25 protein-coding genes and 4 pseudogenes are annotated in these 25,084 nt (G+C 65.6%); 14 read left to right on the top strand and 15 right to left on the bottom strand.

From position 1 onward, the window contains the following. Nucleotides 1–215: 215 nt before the first annotated feature. Nucleotides 216–485 (bottom strand): annotated as a pseudogene (locus MLGJGCBP_RS50065) (IS6 family transposase); the annotation flags it as partial. A 172-nt stretch (nucleotides 486–657) separates the two neighbouring features. Then, nucleotides 658–1,194, bottom strand: a complete 537-nt coding sequence (locus tag MLGJGCBP_RS50060) for a hypothetical protein (RefSeq protein WP_236580864.1) — start codon at nucleotides 1,192–1,194, stop codon at nucleotides 658–660. A 399-nt stretch (nucleotides 1,195–1,593) separates the two neighbouring features. Here MLGJGCBP_RS50060 and MLGJGCBP_RS50055 point away from each other — a divergent pair. Further along, a pseudogene (locus tag MLGJGCBP_RS50055) lies at nucleotides 1,594–2,256 on the top strand (ScbR family autoregulator-binding transcription factor). Nucleotides 2,257–2,578: 322 nt separating this feature from the next. Here MLGJGCBP_RS50055 and MLGJGCBP_RS50050 read toward each other — a convergent pair. From MLGJGCBP_RS50050 to MLGJGCBP_RS50030, 5 genes are all read right to left on the bottom strand, one after another. Beyond that, nucleotides 2,579–2,899, bottom strand: coding sequence for a type II toxin-antitoxin system PemK/MazF family toxin (locus MLGJGCBP_RS50050; RefSeq protein ID WP_160093762.1), 321 nt, complete (start codon nucleotides 2,897–2,899; stop codon nucleotides 2,579–2,581). After that, entirely contained in the window at nucleotides 2,886–3,128 is a 243-nt protein-coding gene (locus MLGJGCBP_RS50045) for a hypothetical protein (RefSeq protein WP_160093763.1), read from the bottom strand. The genes MLGJGCBP_RS50050 and MLGJGCBP_RS50045 overlap by 14 nt, the downstream gene beginning before the upstream one ends. A 74-nt stretch (nucleotides 3,129–3,202) precedes the next feature. Next, nucleotides 3,203–3,364: a hypothetical protein gene (locus MLGJGCBP_RS50040; protein ID WP_160093764.1), complete on the bottom strand. Its 162-nt coding sequence runs from the start codon at nucleotides 3,362–3,364 to the stop codon at nucleotides 3,203–3,205. A gap of 188 nt (nucleotides 3,365–3,552) precedes the next feature. Continuing rightward, nucleotides 3,553–3,759 carry a hypothetical protein gene (locus tag MLGJGCBP_RS50035; protein ID WP_160093765.1) on the bottom strand — a complete coding sequence of 69 codons (207 nt, stop codon included), beginning with the start codon at nucleotides 3,757–3,759 and terminating at the stop codon, nucleotides 3,553–3,555. A 163-nt stretch (nucleotides 3,760–3,922) separates the two neighbouring features. Further along, nucleotides 3,923–4,192 (bottom strand): hypothetical protein, encoded by a 270-nt coding sequence (locus tag MLGJGCBP_RS50030; protein ID WP_160093766.1) that lies wholly within the window; start codon nucleotides 4,190–4,192, stop codon nucleotides 3,923–3,925. A gap of 599 nt (nucleotides 4,193–4,791) precedes the next feature. On the opposite strand from MLGJGCBP_RS50030, the gene MLGJGCBP_RS50025 reads away from it, so the two are divergent. Next, nucleotides 4,792–5,085 carry a hypothetical protein gene (locus MLGJGCBP_RS50025; protein WP_160093767.1) on the top strand — a complete coding sequence of 98 codons (294 nt, stop codon included), beginning with the start codon at nucleotides 4,792–4,794 and terminating at the stop codon, nucleotides 5,083–5,085. 472 nt (nucleotides 5,086–5,557) lie between these two features. On the opposite strand, the gene MLGJGCBP_RS50020 is transcribed toward MLGJGCBP_RS50025, so the two are convergent. After that, nucleotides 5,558–6,034 carry a hypothetical protein gene (locus MLGJGCBP_RS50020; RefSeq protein WP_160093768.1) on the bottom strand — a complete coding sequence of 159 codons (477 nt, stop codon included), beginning with the start codon at nucleotides 6,032–6,034 and terminating at the stop codon, nucleotides 5,558–5,560. Nucleotides 6,035–6,428: 394 nt separating this feature from the next. On the opposite strand from MLGJGCBP_RS50020, the gene MLGJGCBP_RS50015 reads away from it, so the two are divergent. Next, nucleotides 6,429–6,794 carry a hypothetical protein gene (locus MLGJGCBP_RS50015; protein ID WP_160093769.1) on the top strand — a complete coding sequence of 122 codons (366 nt, stop codon included), beginning with the start codon at nucleotides 6,429–6,431 and terminating at the stop codon, nucleotides 6,792–6,794. Between the two features lie 578 nt (nucleotides 6,795–7,372). Here MLGJGCBP_RS50015 and MLGJGCBP_RS50010 read toward each other — a convergent pair. Further along, nucleotides 7,373–7,678 carry a DUF4193 domain-containing protein gene (locus MLGJGCBP_RS50010; RefSeq protein WP_160093784.1) on the bottom strand — a complete coding sequence of 102 codons (306 nt, stop codon included), beginning with the start codon at nucleotides 7,676–7,678 and terminating at the stop codon, nucleotides 7,373–7,375. Between the two features lie 253 nt (nucleotides 7,679–7,931). Between MLGJGCBP_RS50010 and MLGJGCBP_RS52925 the strand changes: the two genes are divergently transcribed. Continuing rightward, a complete protein-coding gene (locus MLGJGCBP_RS52925) occupies nucleotides 7,932–8,207 on the top strand; it encodes a hypothetical protein (RefSeq protein WP_236580866.1) in 276 nt (91 codons plus the stop codon). Between the two features lie 179 nt (nucleotides 8,208–8,386). Here the strand turns inward: MLGJGCBP_RS52925 and MLGJGCBP_RS52920 are convergent. From MLGJGCBP_RS52920 to MLGJGCBP_RS52915, 3 genes and pseudogenes are all read right to left on the bottom strand, one after another. Continuing rightward, nucleotides 8,387–8,545, bottom strand: a pseudogene (locus MLGJGCBP_RS52920) (DUF262 domain-containing protein); the annotation flags it as partial. Between the two features lie 375 nt (nucleotides 8,546–8,920). Then, on the bottom strand, nucleotides 8,921–12,172 hold the full coding sequence (locus MLGJGCBP_RS50000) for a UvrD-helicase domain-containing protein (RefSeq protein WP_160093771.1): 3,252 nt from the start codon (nucleotides 12,170–12,172) through the stop codon (nucleotides 8,921–8,923). Next, nucleotides 12,169–12,540, bottom strand: a complete 372-nt coding sequence (locus tag MLGJGCBP_RS52915; RefSeq protein WP_160093772.1) for a hypothetical protein — start codon at nucleotides 12,538–12,540, stop codon at nucleotides 12,169–12,171. The genes MLGJGCBP_RS50000 and MLGJGCBP_RS52915 overlap by 4 nt, the downstream gene beginning before the upstream one ends. A gap of 163 nt (nucleotides 12,541–12,703) precedes the next feature. On the opposite strand from MLGJGCBP_RS52915, the gene MLGJGCBP_RS49990 reads away from it, so the two are divergent. The 3 genes from MLGJGCBP_RS49990 to MLGJGCBP_RS49980 all read left to right on the top strand — a co-directional run bounded on the left by MLGJGCBP_RS49990 (nucleotide 12,704) and on the right by MLGJGCBP_RS49980 (nucleotide 14,613). Then, nucleotides 12,704–12,955: a hypothetical protein gene (locus MLGJGCBP_RS49990; protein ID WP_160093773.1), complete on the top strand. Its 252-nt coding sequence runs from the start codon at nucleotides 12,704–12,706 to the stop codon at nucleotides 12,953–12,955. Nucleotides 12,956–13,088: 133 nt separating this feature from the next. Then, nucleotides 13,089–14,135, top strand: coding sequence for a hypothetical protein (locus MLGJGCBP_RS49985; protein ID WP_160093774.1), 1,047 nt, complete (start codon nucleotides 13,089–13,091; stop codon nucleotides 14,133–14,135). A gap of 175 nt (nucleotides 14,136–14,310) precedes the next feature. Continuing rightward, a complete protein-coding gene (locus MLGJGCBP_RS49980) occupies nucleotides 14,311–14,613 on the top strand; it encodes a hypothetical protein (RefSeq protein ID WP_160093775.1) in 303 nt (100 codons plus the stop codon). Between the two features lie 166 nt (nucleotides 14,614–14,779). Here the strand turns inward: MLGJGCBP_RS49980 and MLGJGCBP_RS54615 are convergent. Further along, nucleotides 14,780–14,954: pseudogene (locus tag MLGJGCBP_RS54615) on the bottom strand (IS6 family transposase); the annotation flags it as partial. A 45-nt stretch (nucleotides 14,955–14,999) separates the two neighbouring features. Here MLGJGCBP_RS54615 and MLGJGCBP_RS49975 point away from each other — a divergent pair. After that, nucleotides 15,000–16,097 carry a hypothetical protein gene (locus MLGJGCBP_RS49975; RefSeq protein WP_160093776.1) on the top strand — a complete coding sequence of 366 codons (1,098 nt, stop codon included), beginning with the start codon at nucleotides 15,000–15,002 and terminating at the stop codon, nucleotides 16,095–16,097. A gap of 1,068 nt (nucleotides 16,098–17,165) precedes the next feature. Then, a complete protein-coding gene (locus MLGJGCBP_RS49970; RefSeq protein WP_160093777.1) occupies nucleotides 17,166–17,957 on the top strand; it encodes an AfsR/SARP family transcriptional regulator in 792 nt (263 codons plus the stop codon). On the opposite strand, the gene MLGJGCBP_RS49965 is transcribed toward MLGJGCBP_RS49970, so the two are convergent. Both MLGJGCBP_RS49965 and MLGJGCBP_RS49960 read right to left on the bottom strand, forming a co-directional pair. Next, nucleotides 17,940–18,689, bottom strand: a complete 750-nt coding sequence (locus MLGJGCBP_RS49965; RefSeq protein WP_160093778.1) for an AfsR/SARP family transcriptional regulator — start codon at nucleotides 18,687–18,689, stop codon at nucleotides 17,940–17,942. The genes MLGJGCBP_RS49970 and MLGJGCBP_RS49965 overlap by 18 nt on opposite strands. A 339-nt stretch (nucleotides 18,690–19,028) precedes the next feature. Further along, the gene (locus MLGJGCBP_RS49960) at nucleotides 19,029–20,264 is read right to left on the bottom strand and encodes a prolipoprotein diacylglyceryl transferase family protein (RefSeq protein WP_160093779.1); all 1,236 of its coding nucleotides are present in this window, start codon (nucleotides 20,262–20,264) and stop codon (nucleotides 19,029–19,031) included. A gap of 90 nt (nucleotides 20,265–20,354) precedes the next feature. Between MLGJGCBP_RS49960 and MLGJGCBP_RS49955 the strand changes: the two genes are divergently transcribed. From MLGJGCBP_RS49955 to MLGJGCBP_RS49935, 5 genes are all read left to right on the top strand, one after another. Beyond that, entirely contained in the window at nucleotides 20,355–20,975 is a 621-nt protein-coding gene (locus tag MLGJGCBP_RS49955) for a DUF4255 domain-containing protein (protein WP_160093780.1), read from the top strand. Continuing rightward, complete coding sequence (locus MLGJGCBP_RS49950; protein WP_160093781.1) at nucleotides 20,972–21,889, top strand: hypothetical protein; 918 nt, start codon at nucleotides 20,972–20,974, stop codon at nucleotides 21,887–21,889. The genes MLGJGCBP_RS49955 and MLGJGCBP_RS49950 overlap by 4 nt, the downstream gene beginning before the upstream one ends. Nucleotides 21,890–21,904: 15 nt before the next feature. Beyond that, nucleotides 21,905–23,797, top strand: a complete 1,893-nt coding sequence (locus tag MLGJGCBP_RS49945; RefSeq protein ID WP_160093782.1) for a phage tail sheath family protein — start codon at nucleotides 21,905–21,907, stop codon at nucleotides 23,795–23,797. Between the two features lie 15 nt (nucleotides 23,798–23,812). Continuing rightward, nucleotides 23,813–24,274, top strand: a complete 462-nt coding sequence (locus tag MLGJGCBP_RS49940) for a phage tail protein (RefSeq protein WP_160093783.1) — start codon at nucleotides 23,813–23,815, stop codon at nucleotides 24,272–24,274. A gap of 1 nt (nucleotide 24,275) precedes the next feature. Beyond that, nucleotides 24,276–25,084: hypothetical protein (locus MLGJGCBP_RS49935; protein WP_236580865.1), on the top strand; the 809-nt coding region annotated here is incomplete at its 3' end.

The raw sequence follows: 25,084 nt of genomic DNA, 5'->3' as shown, positions 1-25,084 counted from the left end.
GGCCGGTTGGTCGCTGCGGGTGCCCAGCACCGCCGATTCCGACCGCCTGACGAAACGCTGTGGACCTTCCGCCGTTGGTGTGGGTGCAGCCGCCGACGGCCGCGGAATGACCCGCCGGGACATGCTGACGGGCATCGTCAACATGAGCGATAGTCGCAGCGGTGCAGGCGGTTTGGGTTCGTCTCAGCCCGGAAATTGTTGGCTGGGTGCGTTGTTCAGGCAGCGGTGGCGGTCGCGGTGATCTCGTTCCACACCGCGAAGCGGGCGGTCATCTCGCGACGCCAGTCGGATGCCGACAGCATGTGTCGCCGCAGCTGGAAGTGCCCCGTGATGCCGGAGAACGCGGACAGGAACCATTGCGCCTGCCGGGTGAGGCGAACCGCTTCATCCGGCGCTCGCGGGGTCGCGTCGGCTGATGCGAGTTCTCGGCCCGATTGCTGAAGATACTTCGACCGGAGATGCTCGACCGAGGCCAGCATCTCGCGGGGACCGTGCCACCCATATGGGCTATATGGGTCAGATGGGAGTGCGAAAAAGTGCGCTGAGCTGCGGTGCTGGCATCACCCCCGCCGGGATCGCGGCTTTTTGTACACCACAATGCCGGGTCTTTGCAGACGGCACATGCCCTGATCGCCGAGCCGCTCGTTCAGCGAGCATTCACTGGACGGTAGTGAGTTCGGCTCTGGCAGCGGTGAGGGCGGCTGTGCATTGTTCGTCGCGGGGGTCGAAGATCAGATCCCAGCGTGTGAGTTCGCCGGTTCGCTTCGTCCTGATCGGGATCGTGTAGTCCTTACGTTCGGTGGTGGTGGGTGCCCGCCACCCGTCCTTGCGGTACGCGGTGGCGATGTGTTCGTCTGTGGTGAAGGTGATGACGACCTGGTCGGCTTCGGCGGCGATAGCGAGGAGCTCGACCCGCAGTCGGCGGGCCAGCGGCGGATCTTGGGGCCGTGTGGTGGGCCACCGGAAATGGTTGTGGAAGGTCACCGCGCCGCCGCGGCGGGCGTAGACGGTCAGCGCGGCACCGACAGCGCCGTCGCTGCTGGCCAGCCACATCACCCGGAACCGGTGCCGCCACCGGGTGAGGATATAGGCGCGGGAGCGAATCGCCAGTTGCAGCGCAGAGCAGGCGTAACCGATCACCGCCGACCAGCACGAGATCGATCGCCAGGAGCTGGCCACCCAGCGCGAGGCCATCGTCGATCACCGCCGGTACCACGGTGCCAGCGAGTGGCACCGCGAGCGCCGCGGCCGCGAACACAATCAGCGCCGGTGCCTTCCACCAGCGAGTCTGGTGCGGGCGACGGAAGTGGCCGAGCTGCAGCCGCGCCGCGGTCCGGGACAGCAACCGGGGCGGGAGGTCCTCGCCGGTCCAGCAGTCGATGCCGACGAAGAAGCGGCCGCGTGGGCGCCGCGGGTGGGTGATGTTCGGTGTCGTCGTCATAGCGCGGACCGTATCGGGCGTACCGGACGACACGGCCCGGCTGTCGAGTGCTGCGACGGCGGTTTGGTGTCGGGTGTTGGTCGTGGTTTCCCGGTTCGTGGTGGAGTTGTGCAGCATTGTTGACCGTTGGCCTCTTGATGGGCGGGGAGGGGATGGGTGTGGCTCGCCAGGCACGGGCGATGGCGACGCGGGCGAAGATCGTCCGCGCGGCCGCCGAGGTGTTCGAGGAACGAGGATTTGACGGCGCCGGCCTCGACGAGATCGTCGCCAGAGCCGGGGTTACCAAGGGCGGGTTGTACTTTCATTTCCGCTCCCAGGAGGACCTGGCCCACCACATCATCACCGAGCAACCTCGGGTCTCGATCACACTGGTGGAGACCATCGGTGCCCGGCGGGCGCCGGCGGTGGAGAAGATGGTGATGCTCAGCCACGCAATGGTGAGGCAGATCCGATCCGATCGTGCGGGCCGGCATCCGCATTACCGTCGACTCAGCACGCACGGCCGGAGTCCGATCTGCCCGTAGGTGGGGTGGATCGATGCCTGTCAGGCTCTGACCGCCGACGCGATCGACGAGGGTGACCTCCTGCCTTCCATCGACCCGCCGGCCTTTGCGCGGTTCGTCATCGCCGCGTTCACCGGCGTGCGGACCGTCTCGCAGGTGCTTGCCGATTGCGGTGATCTCGAGCGGCGGGTCGATGAGATGTGGGTGCTGCTGCTGCCCGGGATCATGCCCGCGGTCCGGCACCAGGACATTGCGCGTATCCGGGCCGCCCGCGCCACCGCCGTGGTTGTGGGGGAGCAGACACCGGCGTAGTCAACGACGTTTCCCATATTTCCCTTATGGCAGGAGAAGGACGGTGTCGAGGTCAGCCTCGACCTCGACGCCTTCGCAACCGTTGGTCAGGGTGCAGGTGTAGCCGTTGGCGTACAGGGGAGTCCCGCAGCCGAGGGTTACCAGTGTTCCTTCGTCGGGGAGGAGCTGGTAAGCGGGATCCCCGCGGTGTTGCAGCTGCCCGGGGCCGACGGTGACAGATTCGATGGTGTTGGCAGGGTATGTGTCAGCCGGACGGGCGGCCGCACATCCGGAACTGGCGTTCCACTTCGCCCACCATCGGTTCGCTCAGTCCTGGTGTGGTTCAGCCGAGGTCGAGCACTGTTTGCAGTGCAGCTCCGACCGCCACCAAATCGTCGTGGAGCAGATGCCCGACATGCTCACCCAGACGCGACTTGTCGGCCGCGAACGTCTGCTCGACCAGTACGAGTGTCTCGGTCCCGTCGACGTCGATGACGTGCCGAAACGAGGAATGCTGCGCCGACGTCGACGTCGGCGCGACCAGGACCGTCGACAACGCCATCAGGTCGTCGTTCTGGAGAATCACGCACAATCGGCCACCTTGTTGTTCCCGCCCGACTGCATTCTTGTTCGGCTTCAGTCGATAGATATCACCTCTGAGCACGCGCGGCCTCTGCGTCGGCGAGCACGCTCTGCATTTCGGCGAGGTCTGCCGAATCGGAGGCAAGCCGATCGGCTTCCTCGCGGAGCTGCCGCTTGCCCACTTCCTTCGCGTAACTGCGTATCGCCGCTCGAACCACGTCTGACTGGGTGGAGGCCTCGGCAACGTGCGCGGTGAGGAACTCCAACGCTTTTTGTTCTTGTGCGTCCAGGCGCACGCTGATGGTGCTCATGCGACCAGTGTACCCGCATCTGTCTGACGTATGGTAATACAGCCTGTAATAAGTAGTGTGTAAGGGGGAGGCCGTTAACTGCCGAACTGGTCGACTGCCTGCGCGTACGGAAGCGCCTCGGTGTAGTCGAAGCCGTGAGTTTTCTCCGATAGCGCCGATTCGATGAACTCGGGAAAGCTCCGGATCTCGGGCCGGTGCCCGCGTGGGGGGCGGAAATGAAGTTCGATGGCTGCCACCGTCCTGGCCTCGACCTGCGGTCGGGAGGAGTCGGTGCTGTGGTCTCGGAATCTGAACGTGGTGACATCCTCGTATCCCGAGGTGTCCTCATCAACGAAATACCCCCGCAGCCGTCGAGGGGTCCGCGGGGGTATTCGCCGGTCAAGTAGCAGCAGGCCGACCTTGTCGGTGGCTGTGGTGGTGGCCTCTATTCGGCCAGTGTGGCGACGGCCTGCGCCCAGAGGAAGAATTTGTTGGTGCCCAGATCCGCCACGGTCTTGATGTTGAATGCGGCCTCGAGGTGTTCGGCGTCGGATTCGCTCACACCCTGAAGCGCGGCGACCGGGGCCTGCGCGAGCTCTTCGATCGGAAGGGTCTCGTAGGCCTTGTCGAACTTGTCCGCGATACCTGTCATGTGCTTGTCCTCCAGTGCTCGTGGGATTGATATACCCGGCCCGGTCGATTCGAACGGACCGAGGATCGGTTAATCCGCTGCCGCCGACGGTGTGCGCGATGTGGTGCGGCGAGTTGCCGAACGCCGCTGCTCACTGTTGTGAGTCTGGGGCAGGTGTCGGTGCTCAGTCGGTCGATCCGGTTTTCGGATTTGTCGGCGCGGATTCGACCTCGAGGTCGTTGGTGTCGACGAACGCCAGGCGTCCGTCGTCGAGGGCGATCGCCCAGCGGTGCACCGGGGCCCAGTCGTGGCCGCGCTCGTCGGTCTCGGTCAGTTCGGCGAAGTCCTCGATGACCACGCCCGACACAGGTTCGGCATCGCGGCGCATCCGGATCCGGGCGCCCACGGCCAGCGGAGCAGGCGCCGGTTCCGGTTTACTCGTCTTCTCGGTCATGCGTGTCCTCAATCCTCTCGGGGCACCCCGGAGCATAAGCAGGTGCCTGCCCCCCGCTGGGTAGTTGGGGCGGGTCGGGCCGACCTGCCTTCAGGGGTGAACCCACCATTTCGCGGGTATCCGTCGGGCACGCTGTCACGCGGGGCCTGGTGGCCACACGCGGCAGTCAGGCCCTCCTGTCGTCTGAACCCCTTCGGCAGGAGGGCCGCTCGATCGCTCGTGGCCGAAGGACACGGTGCTCGCACCTCCACCTCAGGCCGCGGGTGACCCGACAACATCCCTTCGGGCCGCCGTAGCGAGGCACCCGAACACACCTGCCTGCACACGAACACGGCGAAAGGCGGCCTCCCGAAAGTTGGTCTCGGTAATTTGCTTCGCACCCGGTTAATCGGATAACAGCCGAATTGTTCGATTGTCCACTTGAATTGGGCGGTTGTTCGAGTACTCGAATTCGAGAAGATTTCCATATTTGTGAAACTTTTCGAGTGTCGATGCGATATGCGAAGTACGCGGTGCACGCGATCCGCGGCTTCCTGGTGGGGCCGGCGTCACCGCTCCCTATTGGAGTCGGGACTTTTTCAGAATCGAAGGTGAGCACGATGAACAAGATCGCGTTGCGCACAGCTGTTGCCTCGGCCGTCATCGCCCCGGTGATGCTCGTGGGGGCCGGTACCGCGACAGCCGCACCCACTGTCACCGCGGGCGGCAAAGGTGAGATCAGCATTGCGGTACCGGCGGGGGAGAGCTGGAATTGCTTCGCGCTCGACTCGAATTTCGGATTCAAGGCCGGCGTCGGAAAGATCGGAGGCTTCGCGTCGGGGTCCAACGTGAGCGTCTTCTGCTTCGGGACCGTGGCGCCGTTCTTCTTCACCGGGAGCGTCAAGGTCACGTAGCCCACTGCTCCTGCCGAATCCCGCATTTCGTCTATGAGCGGCGGGTCTGCGTGGCGGCCCGGTCTTTCCATTCGCCGGCCCCGGGCCACGCCGCGCAACAAGTGAGCCCGGACGCCGCGACTGCGCGTACCGTGACCTGTCGACCCGGCTGCACTCGGGTCAGGACCGGACCCCATCCGCCTGGCGCTCGGTCGTCGGGGGTGGTGGGGCCCTGTCCCTGCTTTCATCGCCATGTGCGTTCGACCGGCGTTGCCGGGTCGTGCGACGCGACGGTGAAACGGCCGTCAGCCTCGTAGCGATCCATAGGAAAGGCGCGGTCGTGCGCGGTGGAGACTCACATGCCGGCCACAGGGTGTGGACGCGACCATGAGCGGATGGTGGCCGGTTTCGGCCGCATCGGCGACCGAACCCGTGAACCCCGACGGACCCGGCAGTCGCCGCTTCAACCGCACCCCGGCCTCGCGGTGACGGCTCAGTCGGGCGAGACCGTGTGGGATTCGAGATACACGGTGGTCGTTGCGGTGTCGAGCCCGATCTCCGGCCATCCTGCACTGAACATGAGAGATGCGCAGGTGGGAACAGTTCCGATCCAATAGTGCGGTTCGGTTCGGTAGGTCGCCAGCCCGCCGCTGCGCGCCTGCGTGTCCGGCTTGGGGAAGGAGGGGTCGGCGTCAGCGTCACAGTCGTCCACTCGGACCCGGACGGCGAGATACGACCATTGTGCCGAGAGGTCCGCGGGGTCGGTCAGTGCGCGTGTCTGGTGGAGCGCGGCCGTGGCGGTCCTGCCCGTCGCGGTGACGGCCATCCGCAGATGAAGACCCTCCGGGAAGGCTCTCACCGCGAGCAGGTCGAGGGTCAACTGCTCGCCGGTCGAGAGGGCGAGATGTCCGTGCACGTCGAACCCGCCGGTTGTCGGCGGCATAAATGCCGGCCAACGCCTCCTCTGCATGGCCCGATCGTTCACCCGTGCCGTCGCGGGCGCAATGTCCCACGCAGAAGTTTCCGCCGAAATTCTTTCGTAGACGGTGGTTCGTCGCTGATTGGCGCGGCCGGTGTTCGACACGCAGGATTCTGGACCTATGTCCAGTCGGCGGTGAAGCAATTGGGCGTTGCGCCCTCACCGTGGATGAGCTTCGTGCCTCGACCCTTATCGGTTCCACCTGTGGTTGTCGTCGCACGCCCTCGCTGTGGCGAACGGACACCCCGACAACGACAGCCCGGCTCGGTGGGTTCTCTCGATCGTCACCCTCGACTCGCTCCGTCTCCGTTGCGGCGGATTCGCCGGAGCCGCGTAGATCGCGATGATGGCATGCCGTTCCTCACCCCCGGCTTACCGTGTCTCCATGAGAGGCGATGACGTACGTGTGCTGGACGGGTTCGTGACCTGGCTGGCAGCTCGAGGATGGACGGTTCGGACCGATGCAGGGTTCGTCGATGTGGTGGCCGAACGTGACGGGCAACTGCTGTACGCCGAGGCCGAAGGCGCCACCACCACACCCGGATTGGACGTCAACGCGGCCATCGGTCAGCTCCTCAGTCGGATGCCCACCGACGCCCCGCACGCAACATTCGCGCTGGTCGTCCGCGACGAACCCGAATCGGTCGAAGCCGCGGCCCGCGTACCACAACGGGTACTCGAGCTTCTGAACATCGCGCTGTACGCCGTCGATGAAACAGGGGCGGTGCGGCAGTTGCCCGGACGTGTCTGACCAGCGAAAGGAACGGGTAAAACGGCGATTGTCACCGACCGTATCGACGGCAGGCCCCGGACCATCATCGAATTGTTCACCGCCCGAGGTACGGACGTGGACAAGCCCACCTTCACTTCGCACTGTGACCCTGGTTCCGGCGGTATCGACGCCGAGCTGCGCTGGTGGCCTCGAACACGACGCCGCCGACAGTGTCCCGAGTGGGATCCGCTGCTGACTCCTTCGGTTCCTCGGATGCGGAGGTGGATGCTCGGGTTCTGGTTCACACTGTGTCGGACATGGTTACCTGCCTCGACCACACGGAGATCGTTATGCCCGCCGGCGACAATGAATCTTTTCGCAAGGCCATCGACTTGACGAGGGAGAAGATTCACGCCGTCACGAGCTTTTTCCGGAACATCTTCCGAGGAAAACCCCAGGCTTGATCATCGAGCACCTGGATCCGCCGGGATCGACCCGCAGCCGGACCCTGCCCGGGCAGAGGTCGGGCCGGAGCGGGCCCACGGAATCAACCGCGCCATGCTCCGCCGTGGGGTACTCCAGACCCGCACACACCCCGAGCTTGTGATGGGATTTGCTCAGCCGGCGCAGTCCAGGCAGATCATCTGCCCGCCGGCGGTGTCGGCGAGGCGGCTGCGGTGATGGACGAGGAAACAACTCGTGCAGGTGAATTCGTCCGCCTTCTTCGGGATCACCCGGACGGTGAGTTCCTCGCCGGACAGGTCGGCCCCGGGCAGTTCGAAGGACTCCGCGGTGTCCGTCTCCTCGACGTCGGCGACGGCGGATTGGGATTGGTTCCTTCTGGCCTTGAGCTCGTCGAGCGAGTCCGTCGGTGGCTCGTGGTCGGGGTTGGTGACTCGGGGTGCGTCGTAGTCGGTGGCCATGGCTTTTGCCTCGGTTCGTGTCTTGCCCGGATCCGTCCGGCATTTCGCGGAGGTCGGTGTCATGTCAACGCTCCGGCGCCGTGTTTTGTGCCTGCCACCGGGCAGATGATGGCACACCGTCACCTATGGCCTTCACCGGGTGTCCCGATGCTGTCACCGCCCGTGCTCCGGGTGAGTCGCCGGGACGTGCGCTTCGCCCCGAGGGGCGTGGTCTTGCGATACTGGTCGTGACCGAGACGAGGGGAGTCGGGGTGTGAGTGATCCATCGGGGTACCAGCAGAACCGCCGAGAGCTCGAGGAAATGGTGCGGGTACTCGACCAGCTACTCGTGCAGCTGCAGGGGCAGGTGAGCAACTGGCCCGACGCCGACCATGGACTGCGGGTCGACGATCTCGGCCCGGCGGATCATCCCGATGCGCTCGCGGCGATCGTCGCCGCCAAGGTCCGCGAGGCCAGGCAGGCGCTCGGTGCCCTCGATGCGGCACTCACGGCAGCGTGGAGCACCGCCGGCCGGCTCCACGTCGACTGACCGCGACGAGCGTCACCGCCTCGATTCTGGTGAGGCCACGCCCTGGTGCGGGCGATGAGCGCCCGCGGCGCGTCCCCGCTCGCGCTCGGCATGATCCTCAGGCGGGCGGCCCGATCCGCCCTCCCCACGTGATGATCGCCCATGTGCCCGGCCCGGATGCGCCCCTTGGTGGCATCGACATGCCACATGAGGAACGACCCGATGGGGTATCCGCGCATGAGACTGTCGAACAGACGCGTGATCTTGTCACGGCTCCATACGAACTCGCGCTGGATGGCTGGCAGCACGTACTCGCGACGGTGGATGCGATCCAGGGCCGTCGCGATCGTTATCGGCATCTCGAACGACATGAAGCCTCCGACCGATCTCAGGCGTGCGGCACTCCGGCCCTTCGCTTCCGAGCCGTCCCGCTCAACGCGAGTGACGTCAAAACCCGACCGTACCCCAGGCAGGATGACATCGCCCCGGATCATTGGAAAGAAAGACAGAGGCGAGAAGTCATACAGAACATGGCGACCGCAGCTCCGCGGAGGTGAAGACGGTAACGGGGATTCCGTGCTGCCATTGCCTGGAGGTCGGCTCGTGGACGCGGGACGAACCTCATAATGCAGACATCAATGGTCGAGAACGACCATTGTCCCTGTCTGAACAGCATCGCATCGAGGTCGGTGACATAAGCGATGAAACGGGCACGCCTCAAGACCCGGGGGGCCTTACCGAAATCGTCGCTCCAGTACCTCGGTTTCCCCTGTTCGCAGGAACACCAGGACCAGGGCGCTGACCTGTTCGTCTGCCACCCGGGTCAGCAGGTCCGCATACACCGACAGCTGCGCCCAATACGCGTCGAGTGTCTGGGTGGACACGCCGAGGTCGGTCTTGTAGTCCACGATCACCAGCGATCCGTCATCGTCCCGATACACCAGGTCGGCGATGCCCTCGACCACCACGTCGGCAATGCCCTCGACCATCACGTCGACGCCCGGAACGGTTCCGGCGAGCGGCATCTCCCGCCAATGCTCCCGCACCGCAGCACGTCTGACCGGTTCCGACATCAAGGCCGACCGGGCGACGGCGACGAACCGGGTCGTGTCCTGTAATCCCGCCGCTCGGGCCGCAGCCGCGGCGCGGACGTCGAACTGCGCGTCGAGCGGCGCCGCGAGATCCACCGACTCGAGCAGCGCGTGCAGTGCGATGCCCACCTCGGTGCCGCTCTCGGTCGCGTCGGTCGCCGCGCGCACCGTCTCCACCGACGTAGCCGGGGGGATCAGACCCCGGCCCCGATAGTCGGCGAGGATCGACGCGCTCACCTCAGACCCGTCGTGGACGATGTGGGTGGCCGAGATCGACGAGGGCACTGCCGAAGCGGCTGTCACGGTGAGGGTCTCGGCCGACCACTGTTGCCATGACACCCCAGCCGCCTCCGGGATGGCGGCGTCGGTGTCCGGCGCGGTCGGGTCGACCAGCTCCGGGGTGGTGTTGGGCATCCCGTCGATGCCCTGCGCCAGGATCGTCCCCCAGCCCTCGCCCCGCGGCGGCTGGTACCCGGACACGGCCAGGAAGCTCTCCGCCCGAGTGCACGCCACATAGAGCAACCGGACCCGCTCGGCGCGGGTGTGCGCGGTCTCGGTCGCGGACACCGTCCGAAATCCGGGTGACTTCACGTTCTTGGACAGGTGCACATGGAGTTGGCCGTCGGTGTCCCACAGCGCGGCCTCGGCGGTGTTGCGGAAGCCGCCGCTCATTCCCGCGAGCACCACCATCGGGAATTGCAGCCCCTTGGCCGCGTGCATGGTCATGATCCGCACCGCGTTGACGCCGACCTCCGGGAGCACCGCCTCGGTGACGCGGGCGTTCTCGTCCTGCTGGGTTGCCGCCCAGGCCAGGTAGTCGCGCAGATCGCCCCCGTCGGCGCTGTACCAGGCGTGCGCCTGGTCGATCACGAACCGCAGCCGCCGCCACACGTCCCGGTGCCGCGGCGAATCCGTCGACACCTCGAACACCCGCCGCTCGGTCGCCAACCGGCTCAACAGTTGTCCCGGACTCATGCCGGCGAGGTCCAGCCACACATTCCGCAGGTATGTGAGCGCTTCGGCGATCGGCGAATCCGCGAGTCCGTCGGGTGTGTCGGCGTGCAGCAGCCACCGCCCGCCCGCGGTCTTCCACCGCAGCAGATCGTCGTCGCCGCACCCGAACAGCGGGGTTCGCAGCGCCGCGACCAGGGCCGCCTCGTCCGCCAGGTTCGCCAACGCCCGCGCGGTGAGCAGGAGGTCGTGGATTTCCTGGGTCGAGTACACCAGGGAGGAGGCCTCCGCCCGGTACTCGATGCCGGCGTGGTCGAGTGCCTTCTCCAGGAACGGCAGGCAGGTGCGGGCCGGGATGAGGATGCAGATGTCGCTCAGAGTGATGGGCACGTGTTCGAAACCACCGTGGCCGCCGACCTCCTTGTGCCAGGTTTTCTCGAGGGCGGTGGCGATGACGCGGGCCACGTCGCGGGCTTCGGACGCGCGCAGCGCTTCGGCGGCGGGCCGGGCGTCGGAGTCGGCTGGCGTGCTGGCGAACACGAACGGTCCCGGTCCCCACTCGGTGTTCCACTGCGGCCGGCCCGGCGCCGGGTCCAGCGGGGTGTGCTCGGGCTGGATGTGACGCTCCGGTGTGATCAACCGGCCGAAGACGGTGTTCACCCAGTCGAGCACCGGTCGGGTGGAACGGAAGTTGGTGGTCAGCCGGACGATGGCGTCGGGGTTCTGCGCGTCGCGGGCGGCCATGTAGGTGGCGATGTCGGCGCGGCGGAACCGGTAGATCGACTGCTTGGGATCGCCCACGGTGAACAGCCGTCCCTCGGCGCCGGCGACGATGCGCCCGGCGATCTCGAGCTGCAGGGGATCGGTGTCCTGGAACTCGTCGAGCAGGATCCGCTGATACTTCTCGTGCAGCGTCCGCTGCACCGCGTCGTCGGCGAGAATGTTGCGGGCGTAGACCAGCAGGTCGTGGAATTCCAGCTCCCCGCTGCGCTTGCGGGTGCGGGCCGCGTCCAGCACGGCGCGGGTGATCTCGGCGACCACGATCGCCAGCGCCGCCGCCCAGTACTGTTCGCACCGCCCGGCGGCGTCCGCACCGAGATCCTTGAGTTGTTGCTTGAGTTCCTTGACCCTCCCCGGGCCGCCTGCCCAGTTCTTCCCCACACCGCCCTGACCGACGGTCGGGCACGCCGACGCCACCGTCACCCAGTCGTCGGTGCCGCGGGCGGCGGCGAGCCTCTCGCGCCACTCCCGGACCAGGTGGAGTCGCTGGGCGAACTTGTCGTCGTGGTCGGTGCAGTCGTCGAGGCAGTCCAGCAGTAGGTCGGCCTGGCGCAGCACCGCATCGAGTTCCGGGGCCGGCATGCCGGGCACTTGCTCGGGGGCGGTGAGCCGATCCCAGTGCCGGTCCAGTCGGTCGGCGAGATCGCGGACCTGGTCGAGGGACGCTCCGGCGGTGACGATCACCGTCATCGCCTGCCCGATCTCGCTGTCGGCGTCGTCGGGGAACAGCTCGGAGCGCATCCGCTGCCAGCGCCGCTCGAACGCCAGTTGCGAGCCCTTCGCGTCGACCACCCGGATCCGCGGCGGTACCCCCGCCTCGAGGGGATGCTCCCCGACGATCCGCGCCGCGAACGCGTGCAGGGTCCCGATGGCGGCGGTGTCGACCTGCCCGAGCGCCGCGTTACGCCGGTCCGATTCGTCGCTGTCGGAGAGCCGGGCGCGCACCCGTTCGCGCAACTCCGCCGCCGCCTTCTCGGTGAAGGTGATCGCGGCAATGCGGTCCAGCTCCACACCGTCGTGCAGAACCAGGTGGCAGATCCGGCTCACCAGAGAATGCGTCTTCCCGCTGCCGGCGCCGGCCTCCACGAACAGACTCGACGCGGTCTCGTATTCGATGCGGTCACGCTGCGGCTGGTCGACCAGCCGCTCCTCCGCCGCGGTCACGGCTCGGTCTCCGCCGTGTGGACGGCCACGAACTCGGCCAGCTCCGGCACCGCGATCAGGGCCTGCCAGGATCGCTGCATGCCTTCCCGGCCGAGCAGTGTGGTCATCTCGTCGAACCGGCCGCCCGGCTTCGGTGGGAACTGACCCGAGGTGATGGACCGGTGCACGAACTCGAGGTCCGCGCGCAGCGTGTCGAGCACGGCGTCGGTGACTTCGTACCCGATCTCCTCGAACCTGCCCTTGGTGCTGATGAACCAGTACCGGGCGTCGACCCGGCCGCCCGCCGCGAGGGACCGCGCGAACAGCCCGTACACCGGCAGCTGAAACCTGGTGCCGCCCGCGGTGGGGGCGTCCGCGGACTGATCCACTCTTCGTCGATTCCGGTGGTGTCGGCATATGTGTGATGGTGCCCCGATCGTCATGACTTTCGTGGCGGCCGGCGTGTCGCTGCCTCGGGGATTGCTGTGGCCGGCGTGATGTATGTGTCGTGAGCGATCCAAGTTGTTCTCCGGCGGATGGTGCATCATGGTGATGGCCAGCCCATATCAGGTGGTGCTGACGGGCAACGACCGCAAGGTGCTCGGTGGTTGGGTGCGGGCGGGGAGCACACCGCAGAGGTCGGTGCTACGGGCATTGATCGTGCTGATGTCCGCCGACGGCGACGCGAACGCCCGCCGCACACGCACCTGGCTCGCCGAACACGGGTTCTGCTTCAGCGAAGTGGATAAGCGGCGTGGGGCTGCGACACTGACGGCACCGAAAAGCGCCCACGCCGTCACTTAAGAACAACCATGGGTAGCGCAGTTGGGCGGTCGGTTGCGACGTGGGCGACCGGCCCGTCATGAGACCTTGCGGTCTGTACTGTTGAGGCGGATAGTCAGGACTGCGGAGACAATCACTTCGGAGTGGTGGGAAGATGGAAGACAATCCTCTTCAATTGCTCTATCGATCAATTGAAACTCATCGGAAGACCGCGTTCGGCCTCCTGTTCCTTGTCGGGGCAGGTTTCATAGCAGTTGGCCTGCTGGTTGCGCCCGGTTGGGGACCCGTATGGCAATCTGTTGGTGCATCGCTGATCGCATCAGCAATCGCTCTAGGTGTCACGTATATTCTTATCGATCAGTTAAAAGAACGAACTGATCGTCTCAGCAGCGGGGAGGAAAGCCGCAAGCAACTTCAAGAACTCATTGAAGACTCGCACGCCCAGTTCCATAAATTCTTCATCGAGTCCTTGCCTGTCGCGGTATTCCCGGGCTCGAGCACTCCTTCACGCACTTTTCGTGATGCATTCGTTGATGCGTTGAGGGGGTCAGCCGTCGATCACAACCGCTTCTACTACTACAAGGGTGACAGCGCGAATTTCGCGGCTTTTCGGCTCCAAAAAGGGTCCGGCCACCCGGAGTTTGAGTCTTTGCAGATCTCAATGTTTATTCTGGATCCGACCAAACGTGACGTCGTCGAGGAGTACGCCCGTCTGTATGAAGAGCGGGAGCCCAATCGCGTCCCTGACATTAGAGGGAAGGTCGCGGAGCTCACCGATGACATCTTCATATCGCTGGTTACATTCTTCGATATTCGAAAGAGCGTGCGTACGAATGTGTACTTGCATTCCGATATGCCCCTGTATCGATGCGAGTTGGTTAACAATAACATGTTTCTTGCGTACTACATCGACCACAACACATACCAGGAATCCTTGCAGTTCGATAATTCTTCGCTTGCGTACAAGGCTTATATAAGGGCTGTCACTCGCGCGCTTATTAAACCCGCGAACCGCATAGAATTTTGGGATGGGAACGGATCGGGTAGCCAGATAGACACTGAGAAGAAACTTATGGATCTACTTAAAAGATGCGGATGCGGAGTGGAACTGGACGTTCTTCGAGCTAGGAGAGCGGAGCGATTCGGATTGTACGAACAGCGGTTGCAGGCTGCGGGCATCTGTGTTGATGATCTGTTTTGATTAAGCCTGCAGGCGCCACGCGCGGTACGCCGTGCGGTCACCGGGGGATTCAGCCTTCTCTGGGCTGTACGGTCGCATGCTCACTCCTTGGCAGCAACGGCTTGATCTGCCGTGGTCCGTGCCGCGAGCGGAGCTGTTGAGAATGTGCCATCCGACGACGGAACGGAGCCTCGATGTGCTCGAAGACGCAAAGCAAACACTTCCCGCCCTTGTCCTTGCATTGTTCGGACTTCTAATTGCCGCAGTAGTCACCCTGGTGCTGTATTCGCAAGGGATGACAGACGGGAAGGACCTGACTGCCGTAACCGCGCTGTTCACCGGAATTACCGGCACCCTGGTGGGAACGTTACTCGGCGCGCACATCGGCGCGGCGGGCAAGATGAAGCTTCAGGCAGAGCGAGACTCGGCGGTGACGATGATGGAAGGGGTCATGGCCAGGCATCCCGACGAGGATCCGCGGAAGAAAGCAGAAGGGTGAAGATCACGCCGGGATCCACCTGGCGGAGCACTGCTGCCACGCCCGCTTCGGAAACGTCGCCGTGGCGCTGTCAACTTGACGGGCTCGTTGTTGGCTGGCGGCGCGCCGGAGTGTGGTGGGGCCGGTTGCCGTCCTCGCTCAGGTCAGGCTGCGGCGGAATGCCGGCGGTGCCGGTGACTTGATTCCAGATGGCGAGGCGGTCGGCCATTTCGGTGCTATCGACGGTGGCGGCCAGACGGTGTCGTCGGGGCCGGAAAGGCGGGCGAAATCTGACTGAATATGGACAGGAATCGTTGGGCTCCGCCGGGGGTGCGGAAGCGTTTCATGGCGCGTTCGCGTTGCCAGGGCACCTGACGTAGCGCAGGAATGGTTGGAGTGGAGTTGAGATGACCCATCGGTTTTGGCCATTTGATCGGCGTACGGCCTACATCTTGAGTGCCGTTCTGGTGCCCATCTGCGTGGCGGTCGTGGTGTGGCTGCATCGCTGGAACGGCAAAGACGAGACCGACGTGCCGCCCCTCGCCTTGCTGCTCGCGGTGATCGTCGGCCTAGCGCCGGTCCTACTCGTCATCCTGTCCGGCGTTGGATCGGTCGAGGCAGCCGGCGTGAAGTTGGCCTTCGCGGCCGTGCAAGAGGTCGTTACCGAACGAGGCGCGGTCGGCGCCCGAAGCCTCCTGGCGAACAACCTTGGAACTGCGCCTGGCCAGGTTCAAGACAGCTCCGGCAATACCATCATCGACTCGCTCCGGGAGGCGGTCGGTAACGATGTCGTCGTGGCAGACCTTCGCGAAGGCCAGGCCTGGTGGGAGACCCGTTTGCTCATGCTCGCCGCAGGCGCTCAACGTCTCGGGTATCCGCGCGCCATCGTCTTCACTTGCGCCACTCCTAACCGGCCGCACACGTTCATCGGCTGGGCCGCCCCGGGAGACCTGCTCCGCCGCCTGACCGAGACCGATGTTGCACTTGGGAAAGCCGTTGAGGCGGCAGAGCGCGACACATTGCTGTGGAAGTTGAGCCAGAGCAAATTCGACGGTTACAACAGGACGCTGCCCTGGGCAGCGGCGGGCAAACAGAAGGAGCCGTACCACGGCGATGGCCAGAACTTGCCGCCGCACGGTCAGCCAGCGGAGCAGAACATGATCGAGTTTCCGTGGCCATCACCGGATGCGGTCAATGCGCCTGGGGTGATGGGTTCCGACGGGTTCATCCCCGAGCGCCTGCTGTTACGCCAGCTTCAGGAAGTGGAGTCGGCAGACCTCCCTCGGTGGGTGACCGAGCGACGCGTCACCGAAATCTTCCGCTCCGTCTTGCACACCGACGCGGTGGATCGCGAAGACGGTGAAGAGCGCTGGGTCGACACGATTGTCCGCTCCACCGCTGACTTCTTTGCGGTGACATCCGGTCGCCAGTTCGTAAACCTGGTGCCGCGTCGCGCCGCGACCAATGCGGTGCTGCTCAGTGTCATCGGGCGGTCCCCCCGGTGACCGGGATCGCCTGGCAGGCGACCCCCGAAGAATGCGCTCTGCCGACTCAGTCGCGAGTGCGCAGATACCAGTGTGGGCCGAGGACGGTCCAAATTCTGGACCGAGATTCGGCAGACGACACGCGGACGCTTGAGTCATGGCTCGGTGGGTGCGTCGGTTCTGCCGTCGGAGCCGAGCAGCGCCAGAGTTTGATCGATCAGTTTGTCGGCTTCGTCCTCGACGAGATCGAGAAAAGGTCGCCCACGTCGGACAAGGCGCTATGCGCACACTGTCGGGCTTGGAGTCCTCACGCACTGCCGTCTCGCCGGCAGTTCTCGAACCACCTGTTCGAGATACATCGATTTCGCCGAGCCGTTTCCGAACCTCGATTTTTCGCCAGGAGTTTAGAGGGACTAATCACCGGTGACATCGACGATACGGAAGGCGAAAATGGAAACAGACCAGTCGTGATTTGTCGGCCTGCCACACATGACTTTGTCTTCAGGCGGCTGGTCAGCGTTCTAGATCGAGGCAACAGAGTCTTCGCCGGACAACACCCCGGCATGCGCACGCTTTGTCTTGCGCTGGCATTAGCAGCGTAGGTCCAGCGATACGACTGTGGGTATGGGTGTGAGCGGCATGCAAGGGAGTAAGTGGTCCAGTACTCGTGACCTCGACTTCTCAGGACAACAGGTGATTACTCAAGACCCGCGAGGAGAAGAACCAAATGCCTTGGGTCAGTAGTGTCCTCGATTGTGAAAGCAGCGCCTTCCGGCGACGAAGAAATCCACATGGTGGTGGGCGAACCCCGTTCGAAACATCCAAGGTGCGCGCGAGTTCTTCATCCACTGTGGGTGTCGAAGTGAGGTTGCAACTGGACCTTTCACCAGAACGGGCCGCTGTTGTAATCCTCGACGAAGGTGGTTGGCGCTCTCGGGGTTCCCCGAAACCACTCGTCCGAGGTGTCGAACCGTTCGTCAGGCCCACACGACGCGTTGAGGACCGTCTACATGCTGACCGGCAGTTACCCGCTGACGCCTCCTCCATGCCATCTACGAGTCGGCTGGAATCTGAAAGGGACGCAGAGTAGTGACGGGCCTGAGATCAGCAGAAGACAGTACCGATGCCATGGCATTTCTCCGCCCGCCGCAAGTCCGCCTGGGCCTTCTCGGCGGCTTCGAGCTCGTCGTCGACGGCGCGCAAGTCGATGTGGCTTGGAGCGCTCAACGGGTCGTCGCCTACCTCGCTTTAGGCGGCCGCTCCCAGCCGAGGATTACAGTCGCGTCTGCACTGTGGCTCGACGTCACCGAGGAACGGGCGGCAGCGAACCTGCGCAACGCCCTGTGGAAGTTCCGTGCGACCAGGGAGCGGGTTATCACGACCCAAACCAAGAAGCTTGGTCTCGCAGCGCACGTCACCGTCGATGTCACACGCGTTGTGGAAGAAGCCCGCAAGCTTCTCGACCCCGGCGGCTCTGCCGGTGACAGCTCCGAGTGTGCGGTCGGCGCGACCATCCTCGACGTGCTCTCGCGCGACTTGTTGCCGGATTGGGAGGACGACTGGATCCTCTTCAAGCGCGAATGGCTGCGCCAGCTTCGGATCCATGCCATCGAGGCCCTCGCCACTCAGCTACGACTCAGTGGTCGCTATGCTGAAGCTGTCGAGGCGGGTCTTTCGGCAGTGTCCGCTGATCCCTTGCGCGAGAGCGCGCAGCGTGCGCTCATCGAGGCGCACCTCGCCGAGGGCAACGTCGCCGACGCTCGACGTCAGTTTGTGATTTTCCGCCGGCTCCTCCGGGACGACCTCGGTGTCTTGCCGTCGCACGCGCTCAGCCAGCTCGTCGGATTCACCTCAGCAGACGATCTACACTCCCGTGGCTGACATCGCCGCTCGCCGTTGTCGGACGAGCGCCTCGAGCTCCGGTGACGGGGTCAGGCCGGGGTCGAGGGCGATCCTTTCTCGGTAGCCGTCGAGCATGCGCCTAGCGTCTCCCGCGTTCCCCTCGGCGAGGTGCGCCTCGATGAGTAACCGGTGCGCGCTCTCCCGTAACGGATCAATCGAAATCGCCGTGAGCGACAAGTCGATCGCAGTCGAGAGGTCGAGCGCGGCCAAAGCATTCCGCGCTCGCGACTCGAGCGCATGCAGGGTCAACTGCCGTAGCCGCTCGCGTTCGATCGTCAGCCAGTCGTCATACCAATCTGGTAAGAGGTCCGCTAGCAGCGACTGGAACATGAGAGGACTGCCTAGCTGGTCGAGTGCAAGCTCCTCGACCCCGTGTCGTGCGTCGACCCACACATGGTCGGCCAGGCGAAGTCGTGTCGAGGTGGCGACCAGGACCTCGACGGGCAGCCGATGGAGCCGCCACAAAGCTGAACGAAGGCTGGCCCGGGCGCGTTCCTCGGAGTTATCCGGCCAGAGCTGGAGCGCTGCGAACTCCCGCTCGACCCCGCGAGGCATGAGCGCCACGAACGCCAACAGGCGCTGAAGGACCGGCTGAAGGACAATCGGCGCACCACCGTCGAAACTTAGCTCGAAGCCGCCTATCAGGTGAAGTCGTACGTTGCGCATCCTTTTCCTCCGATATTCGCCGTCGTTGGAAAGAGTGCGCCGCAACCCGGCACCTTCTCGTCACGCAGGACGTCTCTCGCGCGTCGCGGCACCGTCGTCAAGGCGACGGATGTGCTCCTCGGACATTGCCGCGCTCGTCGCGTGCGGGAGGATCGTCGCAGGCGAAGGCCCGGATCTCCGACTCGACGGCGTGGACGATTGCCTCGATGCCGACCGCCAAAATGCCATCCTGGGTCGCCTCGGTTAGTAGCCGCCCCCGTATGAGCGGGTCATGGGGCTCGCCCCAAAGCCGCAGCACGAGGATGGTATCGCGTGTTCGACTGTCCACCGGTCAAAGGGACTGCGGCGCTGTCAAGCCATCGTCACCGTCCCTGCACCGGGAGGTCACGATGCTGTGGCGCCGTCGTGGCTCGCGGCTCCCGACGAACTGGGGCGAGCGAAGTAGTCGGTGTCCTGATCGTCGATGCGGTTCGGCATCGCGCCGCGCCGTCCTTGCGTGGTCACAGCGACGGGTGGCGCGGAGTCGGTGTGTGCAAGTGCAGAACTGTCGGTCTGCAGCGCGAGGTGGGTGATTCCCGAACGCTCGATCACCGCGTCTGGGCGGAGAGCGACACCGACCGGGAACGTGGGCCGCTCGGGGTGTGACAGCGATACGTGCAACCCCTCGCCGGAGCGGGTGACGGCGACGGTCATGCCACGAGATGTGTGAACGGCGTGCGGGTCGGTCATCGGTGCGCGCGGTCCGAGCGTCGTTATGACCTCCCACACCTCGTCGAGATGCTCGGGCGCAACGAGCGGGTTTCTGCCGCGCAGGACCGTCAGACTGATCCCCGCGAGTGCGGCGACTGCCAGCGCGACACCACCGGCGACCAGGGCGCGACCCGCAGGCTCAGGTTCGAGCCACCACTCAGCCGCGACGACGGCGGCCACGACCTGGGCTGCACACATCACCCGAGGGACCGAGAGACCGACGACGGTGGGGCGTCTGTCGCCACGCAGCGCTTCGCAGCCGAAGCGGAGCACCGCATAGGCCACAAGGAACCACACGGTGGGCCTTCCGGCTGGCCCGCCGACCAGCGCAAGCCCGACCAGTCCGATAACTGTCAGCCCGGCAGCCTCGAACAGTTGAACGGGCAGGAGCCGCCGACCGGTCAGGCGAGGTGGCAGCCCATACTCGGGCCCGTAGACGATCCCGGTTCTGGCCAGCACGCCGTGGCAGCAACCTGCGGCCGCGCAGCCCAGGCGGCCGCAAGCCAGGAACGCGCACAGTGCCACCGCCATGGCGTCCAGTCCGGCCACAATTGGGCCGCCCGCTAACCAGAGGAATCCGACGGCGGCGCCGAACGCAACCCAGACGTACTCGAAGAGCACGAGAGTTTCCCGCCCGGTCACGGCTCGGCGCAGCAGACCCCACGCGAAGAACGACAGACCGGCGACTGCCGACATTCCGAGCGCGGTCGCGAGCGAGACTCCGTTCAGCAGCGATACCAGGACTGCGGCCGTGAGAGCGAACTGGAACCCGATAACCCCGAATGAACGGAAGACGGGCAGACGTCGGTGCCCAACGTCGACCGTGAGACGTGGAATGCGATCGAACCAGCCGTTGAGGTCCACGGCCACACGGTTCCTGGCGCCCGTCACGTCGATGTCACCGTCTGAGCGGTATCGGCGGTGACGCGGTGGTGACGGTGTGCTCCGACAGTCGTACTCGTGGCGAACTCCACCTCGATTGCGGCGGTTGCGCTGAGCCTTCAGGAGCTGCTGAATCGCTCCTTCGCGGACCTCGACGCGCTCGACGCCAACGCGTTCCGGGCACTGCCCACCGCGCGCATCGTTCGCACCGAGGACTTCGGCCAGGTCGGGATCTCACCGAACAGTGTCATCACGCTTCCGTCGCTATCCATGTTCTGCTACCGGGTGGACATCAACCACACCATGCGAGCGCCGTGGTCGGCGGTCGCGCACCACGAGCAGACCATCCACCTCCCGCTCGACGCGCACTTCCTGCTGACGCCGTTCGACACCGATGCCGAAGCGGAGCTGCGCATCCTGGGCGCCACGATGCAGTGCCTCGAGCGGCACCCGATCGTGTCAGGCCCCCGGCTGCACCCTTCGGGCGGATGGGACGCGCGGGACGCCATCCAAGTGATCAACGAAGATCTGGTCACCGAGGACGTGCTGCGCACCTTCGACACCCTGCCGACCGATTTCCGCCTCAGCGTCTCCTACGTCGCACGGGTCACCCGCATCGACGCCCCGGACGAACCCGACCATCCAGACGTCGTCACCGCTGTCCGCGGGCTTGTCCCCTCACCGGTGCCGGTGCCATGAACGTCTACACGCCGGACCGCTACGACGAAAGCGTCGTCCACCTCGCGCTCGGCGTGGAGTTGCGCGACGCCATCTCGGGCCGGCGCCTCGGCGCGGGCGCGGACGTGCGGATGGAGCGATTCCCCCGCCCGGTAGGCAAGTGGCGCCCGTGGCGCCTCGGCGAAACCCTGACGGCGGTCCTGCCGCGGATGCACCGCCATCACACCGGACGATTCGTGTCCCGTTATGACGAGGGCCTACCGACGACCGTCGACCTGCGGGTGGTCGACGACGACAACGTCGGCGCGACCCGCATTGCCGGACTCGGCCGGCGGATCGTCCCGCGCCGGGTCCGCATCACCATCGCGGACGAGGCCGACGTGCTCGCCGCCGAGGCCGACCCGACAAAACCGCCGCATCCGCTGTTCCGACGCAGCGTGCCGCTGTGGTGCATGCCAGGCTCGGCCGCCGACCTCCCGTCACGCGCCACCGTGATGCGGGGACGGATCGTGCGACTCGACGCTGGCAGCGGTGCGCTCGTTCCGGTCCGCTGGGCCCGGGTCCGGGCGCAGAATGCGACAGGCGACGACGTCGGCTGGGCCCACGGCGACGATCGAGGGGAGTTCGCCCTCGTCGTGGAGCAGTCCGCCAACGACATCGTCGTGCCGGCCGACCCCGTGCCCATCTCGCTGACGATCGGAGCGACGCTCCCAGCCCCAACTCCCGATCCCGCCGACCCGCTGCGGGCATCAGTCGACCCACTCTGGGATCTCCCGCTCGAGACTGTCGTCACCTCGCCCACCCCCGAGGTCGAGGCTTCGTTGACAGGCCGCCGCTTCCTTCCTGGTCAAGCGCAGCTGTCACCTCTCAACCCACCGCAACCAGTCGACCTCCCGCACGGGCGAGAGACGTCGGTTGTCATCCGCATCGCCTGAACGAGGAGCAGAGCCATGCCCGAATACCTTGCCCCCGGCGTCTACGTGGAAGAGGTGAGCTTTCGCTCCAAGTCGATCGAAGGTGTGCCGACAAGCACGACCGGCTTTGCCGGAATGACCCGGTGGGGACCCGTCCAATACACCGACAACGGTCGGCCGGGACCGTCGACGAACGAGCCCCGCCTGATAACCAGTTTTACCGAGTTCGAACGGGTCTACGGCGGCTTGGCGCAGCTGACGGTCGACCGCGGCGACGGCCAGCCGACCAGCGAGTGCTACCTCGCCCACGCGGCCCGGGCGTTCTTCCTCAACGGTGGAAAGCGACTGTACGTCGCCCGTGTCTTCGTTCCGACCGAACCCGGCGGCGGTGCACCGGCCGACTGGGGCATCGCCCGGCTGAGCCTGCCGTTCGGCGCAGCCGACAACGCGACCTGGCGCGGCCGGTGGCCCGGCGCCTACGGCAACGTGCTGCTCACGGTGCGGCCAATCCGAAAAAACAACGTCGCGTTCGACCATGGCGTGTTCGGTACCCAGGCCCGCGGCCTGACACATGGCGCGGTGGTGGAGGTCACCGCACCCGGTGGTACCCCGCCCGGACCGAACGCGGACCCGGTCGGCGGTGACCTGGCGGTCGTCGAGGTTGACCCCAGCACCGTCGACCTCAACGGCCTCGCCCGCCAGCAGTTCCTCGACGCGAATGGTGCCGCCGTCGCCGTGGCCGCCGGATCGACGATCACGGAGGTGGCGTTGCGGGTCACCGTCCAGGCAGGTGAAGACCGCATCGACGTGTGCGACGAACTGGCGACCCATCCGGCGCAACGGAGATGGATCGCGAAAATCATGCAGAGCGACGACCCCGAAGACGAGGACGCCGTCCTGTTGCTCGACACAGACGCTCCCGATGAACTTGGTCGGGCCATCGCACTGCTGCTCGCGCTCATGACGGACCCGGAAGGTGTACGTCTTGCCGGCGGGAAAGATGGCGAGTTGACCCAGCCGGACGACCTGCTGGGCGATGACGCCGACCCCGACGATCCGCGGCGGAAGGCGACGGGGCTGCGGGCGCTCGGCGAGATCGACGACATAGCGATCGTCGCCGTTCCCGACGGCGGCACCTACGACGACGAGCTGCTCTGCCAACAGGCCGCTGAGCGCCTGATCGCGCACGCCGAGCTCGAGCGCTATCGGATCGCCGTTGTTGATGCCCCCCGCGCCAGCTCGATGAACGAGGTGAGGGCCTTTCGCGGGAAATTCGACTCGACCCGCGCGGCGATGTATCACCCCTGGATCGAGGTGCTCGACCCGCTGGAGCGTGCCGCGCAGGGCGCACCGCCGCGGCGGCTGCTGCTGCCGCCGTCCGGGTTCGTCACCGGCATCTACGCCCGCAACGACATCACCCGCGGCGTGTACAAGGCCCCGGCGAACGAGGTTGTCCGCGGGCTCACCAAGTTCGAAGCGAACATCAATACCGCACGCAACGACGTGCTGAACCCGGAGGGCATCAATGCCCTGCGATTCTTCGAGGGCCGAGGCAACCGGGTGTGGGGAGCCCGCACCATGACATCGGATCCCGAATGGAAGTACGTGAACGTCCGGCGCCTGTTCATCTACTTGGAACACTCCATCGACGAGGCCATGCAGTGGGCCGTGTTCGAACCGAACAACGAGCGGCTCTGGCGCAACATCCGCCAGATGGTGGAGGACTTCCTCTATGTGCAGTGGCTCAACGGCGCCCTCCTCGGGGCAAAGCCGGAGGAGGCCTTCTTCGTCCGTTGCGACCGCACGACCATGACCCAGAACGACCTGGACAACGGGCGGCTGATCTGCCTCATCGGGGTGGCACCGACGAAGCCGGCCGAGTACGTGATCTTCCGGATCGGCCAGTTCACCGCCGATTCCCGGATCTGATCGGAGGGATGACCGATGCCAACTCAGCGCGACAACCCGTATGGAGCGTTCAGCTTTCTCGTGTCCCTCGGCGGTGACCAGGGCACCGGCGACGAAGGTCAGATCGTCGGCGGCTTCAGTGACGTCAGCGGCCTAGGCTTCGAGGTGCAGTACGCCGACTACCGCAACGGCAACGAAAAGGTGAACACCATCCGGAAGGTGCAGAACACGTTCAAAGTGGAGGACGTCGTTCTCAAGCGCGGCCTCATCGGCTCGGCTGACCTGTTCACCTGGCTGAAGAACGTCCGCGCCGGTGACATCGACCCGCGAATTGTCACCATCACTCTTCTCGACGAGGCGCGCAACGCCGTCAGCACCTGGAAGCTACAGGAGGCCCAGCCCAAGAAGTGGACCGGTCCCACCCTCGCCGCGAAGGGCGGAACCGAGGTCGCGATGGAGGAGCTCACCCTCAACTACCGGGAAATCGAGTACAGCTGACATGACGCTGGGCCGGGCTCTCCGTGGACTCGGCGCCCCGGGGATCTTCCTGGCGCCGCCCGAACCGGTGCGCTCGATCACCGGCGTGCGCAGAGACATCACCGCGCTCCTCGGCGTGGCACCGCGCGGACCGGCGTGGCTGCCGGTGGACACGCTCGAACCCGACACCGACGTTGCCGCCTGGCTGGCGACGACGCGGCGCCGCCGGTCGATCGCGGTGCCGGTGACCAGCTGGGACGAGTATCGCCACCACTTCGGCGGGTTCGAAGGTCCAGGACGCCTGCCATATGCGGTGTCGAGTTTCTTCGCCGCAGGCGGCGAGCGCGCCTATGTGATACGGATCGTGCACGCTCACGGCGACCGGTTCGCCGACGCTCGCGGGCGGGCGAGCGGCCGGTTCGAAGAGTTGACCACGACCGGCGGCGCGCCGGTCGAACTGTTCGCCCGCACCGAAGGCGGCTGGGGCAATGGCCTGCGGGCCACGCTCCGGTTCACTGCCCGGCCCGTGTCGTTCGAGGTGTCCGGCCCGCGGCGCCTGGTGGTCGACCTCCGGGAGTGGATTCCTGGCGGTTCGCTGCTACGCCTGCGACTGACCGGCGACATCAGCGAACTCCGCTACGTCCACACGTCGATGGAGGAACCCGACCCCACCGGCCCGGGCCGGTGCAGGGTGCTCACCCTGGACACTCCGGTGGCCATATTCCCGGACCGGGTCGAGGTGGTCACCGCCTCGCTGGAGGTCGTCGATGGCGATCGCGTATTCGCTCGCCGCGAGCTGATCGACGGGATCGGGCTGCGTGCGGACCACCC

The organism is Rhodococcus sp. T7 (assembly GCF_009872365.1).
GTDB lineage: Bacteria > Actinomycetota > Actinomycetes > Mycobacteriales > Mycobacteriaceae > Rhodococcus_F.
Note: the sequence above shows the minus strand (reverse complement) of the source record. Positions and strands in the feature narration are given on the sequence as shown.

Excerpts from the sequence above, each read along its gene's own strand:
- MLGJGCBP_RS49975 (WP_160093776.1), top strand. The coding sequence starts at position 15,000 with ATGACCCATCGGTTTTGGCCATTTGATCGGCGTACGGCCTACATCTTG.
- MLGJGCBP_RS49945 (WP_160093782.1), top strand. The coding sequence starts at position 21,905 with ATGCCCGAATACCTTGCCCCCGGCGTCTACGTGGAAGAGGTGAGCTTT.
- MLGJGCBP_RS50060 (WP_236580864.1), bottom strand. The coding sequence starts at position 1,194 with ATGGCCTCGCGCTGGGTGGCCAGCTCCTGGCGATCGATCTCGTGCTGG.
- MLGJGCBP_RS50035 (WP_160093765.1), bottom strand. The coding sequence starts at position 3,759 with ATGACAGGTATCGCGGACAAGTTCGACAAGGCCTACGAGACCCTTCCG.
- MLGJGCBP_RS50010 (WP_160093784.1), bottom strand. The coding sequence starts at position 7,678 with ATGGCCACCGACTACGACGCACCCCGAGTCACCAACCCCGACCACGAG.
- MLGJGCBP_RS50030 (WP_160093766.1), bottom strand. The coding sequence starts at position 4,192 with ATGACCGAGAAGACGAGTAAACCGGAACCGGCGCCTGCTCCGCTGGCC.
- MLGJGCBP_RS50015 (WP_160093769.1), top strand. The coding sequence starts at position 6,429 with ATGAGAGGCGATGACGTACGTGTGCTGGACGGGTTCGTGACCTGGCTG.
- MLGJGCBP_RS49940 (WP_160093783.1), top strand. The coding sequence starts at position 23,813 with ATGCCAACTCAGCGCGACAACCCGTATGGAGCGTTCAGCTTTCTCGTG.
- MLGJGCBP_RS50045 (WP_160093763.1), bottom strand. The coding sequence starts at position 3,128 with ATGAGCACCATCAGCGTGCGCCTGGACGCACAAGAACAAAAAGCGTTG.
- MLGJGCBP_RS49985 (WP_160093774.1), top strand. The coding sequence starts at position 13,089 with ATGGAAGACAATCCTCTTCAATTGCTCTATCGATCAATTGAAACTCAT.
- MLGJGCBP_RS50025 (WP_160093767.1), top strand. The coding sequence starts at position 4,792 with ATGAACAAGATCGCGTTGCGCACAGCTGTTGCCTCGGCCGTCATCGCC.
- MLGJGCBP_RS50020 (WP_160093768.1), bottom strand. The coding sequence starts at position 6,034 with ATGCAGAGGAGGCGTTGGCCGGCATTTATGCCGCCGACAACCGGCGGG.
- MLGJGCBP_RS49990 (WP_160093773.1), top strand. The coding sequence starts at position 12,704 with ATGGCCAGCCCATATCAGGTGGTGCTGACGGGCAACGACCGCAAGGTG.
- MLGJGCBP_RS49950 (WP_160093781.1), top strand. The coding sequence starts at position 20,972 with ATGAACGTCTACACGCCGGACCGCTACGACGAAAGCGTCGTCCACCTC.